The organism is Paenibacillus sp. OT2-17 (assembly GCF_009827695.1).
Classification (GTDB): Bacteria; Bacillota; Bacilli; order Paenibacillales; family Paenibacillaceae; genus Paenibacillus; species Paenibacillus polymyxa_B.
The window spans coordinates 1-4,258 of the sequence record NZ_WUDQ01000307.1; the positions used below are offsets into that span (position 1 = coordinate 1).

The window sequence follows — 4,258 nt, forward strand, 5'->3', positions numbered from 1 at the left end:
GTTGGCTTGTATTTGGGCAAGTGATGCAGGGGCATATTTTGTAGGCAAAATGGCAGGGAAGACGAAACTATGGCCTGCGATTAGTCCAAACAAAACGGTCGAAGGATCCATTGGCGGCATTGTTTTAGCGTTGGTTATAGCTCTAGTATTCGCTGGATTGTCAGGTGGACTGCTGCCATGGGGCAAAGCCATCGGCATCGGTTTGTCATGTGCAGTTGTGGGACAACTGGGCGATTTGGTACAATCTGCATACAAACGAGTGTACGGCATTAAAGATTCCGGTAATCTGCTGCCAGGGCACGGTGGTATACTAGACCGCTGCGACAGCTGGATTGTCGTTTTTCCATTTGTACATATGCTGTTGCTGCTTCCATGAGTCTGTTGATTACAGTTTATGCTCAGGCTGAATCTCTATGTTGCTCACTCTGCGTTATTAGAAGGATGGAACCAGTAGCATAGCTGCCTGAATAACAAACAATGAGCTCCTGGCTAAAAGTGATTTTCAGGATAGGAAGGTGCATCATGAAAAGAATTACGGTACTTGGTTCAACCGGATCTATTGGAACTCAAACGCTGGATGTAGTGTCCATGCACCCGGATCAGTTTACTGTTGAGGCTTTAGCAGGTGGTTCTAATATAAAGTTACTTGCTGAGCAGGCGCATCTCTATAAACCCAAAAAGGTGTCTGTGGGTACTCGGCAGTTGACGGATGAAATTCGTCCTTTACTGCCTTCTGGAATGGAACTGTATTGGGGAAATGAGGGACTCGTTGAGCTTGCTGCGAACACAGAGGCGGATATGGTTGTGACGGCTGTAATGGGCAGTGTCGGATTGCACTCCACGCTGGCCGCGATTGAGGCTGGAAAACAGATCGGTTTGGCCAATAAGGAAACACTGGTTACTGCTGGTCATCTGGTCACAGCGCGGGCTCGGGCGAAAGGAGTGCCGTTGCTGCCGATTGACAGTGAGCATTCAGCTATTTTCCAATGCTTGAATGGTGAGCATATGAAAGATGTGGCACATATTACCCTCACAGCATCAGGGGGCTCTTTTCGAGATTTGACAAGAGAACAGTTGCGTGAAGTTACCGTGGAAGATGCACTCAAGCATCCCAATTGGTCAATGGGGGCCAAAATTACGATTGATTCAGCAACGATGGTAAACAAGGGGCTGGAAGTCATTGAGGCGCATTGGCTATTCGGACTTGATTATGAGCAGATTCATGTGTTGCTTCATCCGGAAAGCATTATTCATTCCTATGTTGAGTTTCAGGATACAAGCATTGTTGCTCAACTTGGGAATCCGGACATGAGAGTACCCATTCAATATGCGTTGACTTACCCTGAGCGTATGAAGTCCCCGGCGAAGCCGTTGTCACTGGCTGAAGTGGGTAGACTCCATTTTAAGGAAATGGATTATAATCGTTTTCCTTGTTTAAGGCTTGCCTTCGAATGTGGTAAAATGGGTGGTACAGCACCGACCGCATTTAATGCAGCTAATGAGATTGCTGTTGCCCGTTTCCTGCGTGGAGAAATTTCTTTTCTGCATATTGAAGCTATTATTGAACGTGTGCTGGAGCGGCATGTCAATGTGGCTAATCCTGATCTTTCTGCGATTGAAGCCTGTGACGGAGAGACTCGTAGCATAGCTGCGGGGTTGTAGGCTAATGTTGGGTTAAGAAACGAAATGTGATTCTCTTGTGCGGGATTGGAGAATAATGATAATCTAGGAAGACAAACTCGATCTCATTGAAAGGGGAACGGAAACGATTGGAAACGATTCAAATAGTGTTGATGACGGTGCTCATGTTTTTCGTCATAGTGACGGTGCATGAATGGGGGCATTATTATTTTGCCAAGCGCGCCGGGATTCTGGTACGGGAGTTTGCGATCGGTTTCGGTCCGAAACTGTTTTCTTATAAAAGAAACGAGACGCGATTTACGCTGCGTTTGTTGCCGTTCGGTGGCTTTGCCCGCATGGCGGGAGAGGATCCGGAGATCAATGAAATTGAGACCGGACAAACGATTGCTGTACGCGTAACGGATGACGTCGTTAAAACCATCTATCTAGATCAACTGGATAATCGCAAGAATGTGGTACGCGGCGAAGTGTTGGATATTGATCTGGAACAGTCGTTAACTTTAAAATTGGATGTAGATGGCGAAGATCAGCAATACACAGTACACCCGCAAGCGATGATGGTAACCAAAGGACAATCCATTCAGATTGCACCAAAGGATCGGCAGTATGGGAGTAAAACAGTAGGACAGCGTGCGATGGCTATTTTTGCTGGACCACTGATGAATTTTATACTTGCCTTTATTCTGTTTAGTCTTCATATTCAGATGGTCGGCATACAAGTGGACAACCCGACCTATGTCCAAATTAGTGAAATTACAGCAGGTATGCCCGCTGCTGAAGCTGACTTGCATAAGGGAGATATCATCGAATCGGTGAATGGAATAGCCATTGGTGCAAATGTTGAAAACATGATCAAACTGATTGCGGATTCTCAAGACAAGCCGATGAAGTGGACGGTTCGCCGTGATAATAAGACCTTTGATCTTACTATTACACCTCGTGCAATGGAAGGACAAAAGGGTGGCAAGGTGGGCATTGTGCCTGAACTTCCAAAACGCCAAGCAGGTGTGGGTGAAACGTTCAAATTTGCCGGACAATCCATGGTCAGAACGACCGATATTATTTTCCAAGGATTTAGCCAGCTCATTCAACGTTTTTCTATCAACGACCTGGGAGGCCCGGTACGTACTTTTGAAGTGACGGGGCAAATTGCCAAGCAGGGGATTGAGCAGTTGACGTATTGGACTGCTATAATGAGTCTTTATCTGGGGATATTTAATTTATTGCCTATTCCGGCGCTGGATGGAAGCAGACTTGTTTTCCTTGGTGTGGAGGCGGTAAGAGGACGTCCCGTTGATCCGAGCAGGGAAGGAATGGTCCATTTCGTTGGTTTTGCTATGCTATTCCTGCTTATGATTGCGGTCACGTATAACGATATTTTACGCTTAATTAATGGTTAATTAATGGTTAATTAGAGACGGACTTATATAAAAACGGTCTGTATGGGAGGACATGCATTTCTATGTCGAATGATAAACAGTTTGTCGAGGAAATTACGCCGCAGAGCGAAGATTTTTCCCGATGGTATATTGATGTTATTAAAAAAGCAGAACTGATGGATTATTCCCCTGTTCGCGGATGTATTGTATTCCGCCCCGATGGTTTTGAAATTTGGGAGCATATCAAGGAAGCCATGGACGTGCGCTTCAGAGAAACAGGCCACCGTAATGCCTATTTTCCAATGTTCATTCCCGAAAGCTTTTTTCAAAAGGAAAAAGAGCATGTCGAAGGGTTTAATCCTGAACTGCCTTGGGTAACCGAGGCTGGTGGAGAAAAGCTGGAAGAGCGTCTTGCAATACGTCCGACTTCGGAAACCATGATAGGTCATATGTACTCTAAATGGATTCAATCCTATCGTGATCTGCCGGTGCTTATTAACCAATGGGCTAACGTAGTGCGTTGGGAAAAACGCACACTGCCTTTCTTGCGCACAAGTGAATTTTTGTGGCAAGAAGGTCACACGGCCCATGAAACAGAAGAAGAAGCACGTGAAGAAACGATGAAAATGCTGGAAGTATACCGTGAGGTTATTGAGGAAGTTCTAGCTATTCCAGTTATTACTGGACAGAAAACACCTTCTGAAAAGTTTGCAGGTGCGAAGGATACATTTTCACTGGAAGCGATGATGAAGGATGGACGGGCGGTACAAGCTGGGACTTCCCACTATATGGGAACTAATTTTGCTGTTGCATTTGACATTAAATATTTGAGCCGTGAAAACAACCTGGAATTCGCGCATACGACTTCATGGGGAACAAGTACACGTTTGATCGGCGCACTGATTATGGTCCATGGAGATGACCGTGGTCTGGCATTGCCTCCTAAAGTTGCGCCTACGCAGGTTATTATGGTTCCAATTGGACCACCTAAGAAGCGTGATGCGGTTATCGCTCGTGCAGATGAACTATTTGCTGAGTTGAAACAAGCGGGAGTGCGTGTTAAAATGGACGACCGCAGTGATGTAAGCCCAGGCTGGAAATTTAATGAATATGAAATGCGCGGTGTGCCGGTTCGTATGGAAATCGGGCCTCGTGATATGGAAAACGGCGTCTGTGTGCTCGTATCCCGTATCAGCGGTGAGAAAAAAATCGTGCAGCAGGATAATCTGGTTGAGGAA

General features: G+C 45.9%; 4 protein-coding genes. All 4 read left to right on the forward strand.

The features are described 5' to 3' along the window. Positions 1-376, forward strand: a 376-nt coding sequence (locus GRP75_RS20055; RefSeq protein ID WP_160790167.1) for a phosphatidate cytidylyltransferase, incomplete at its 5' end; no start/stop codon positions are given. A 146-nt stretch (positions 377-522) separates the two neighbouring features. Beyond that, a complete protein-coding gene (locus GRP75_RS20060) occupies positions 523-1,662 on the forward strand; it encodes a 1-deoxy-D-xylulose-5-phosphate reductoisomerase (RefSeq protein WP_160790168.1) in 1,140 nt (379 codons plus the stop codon). Positions 1,663-1,769: 107 nt separating this feature from the next. Further along, on the forward strand, positions 1,770-3,041 hold the full coding sequence (gene rseP / locus GRP75_RS20065; RefSeq protein ID WP_160790169.1) for an RIP metalloprotease RseP: 1,272 nt from the start codon (positions 1,770-1,772) through the stop codon (positions 3,039-3,041). Positions 3,042-3,103: 62 nt separating this feature from the next. Further along, positions 3,104-4,258 (forward strand): proline--tRNA ligase (gene proS, locus GRP75_RS20070; RefSeq protein ID WP_160790170.1); only part of this gene is annotated, 1,155 nt, incomplete at its 3' end.

What these genes read in the sequence shown, in the direction of transcription:
- GRP75_RS20060 (WP_160790168.1), top strand. Translation starts at nt 523, where the DNA reads ATGAAAAGAATTACGGTACTTGGTTCAACCGGATCTATTGGAACTCAA.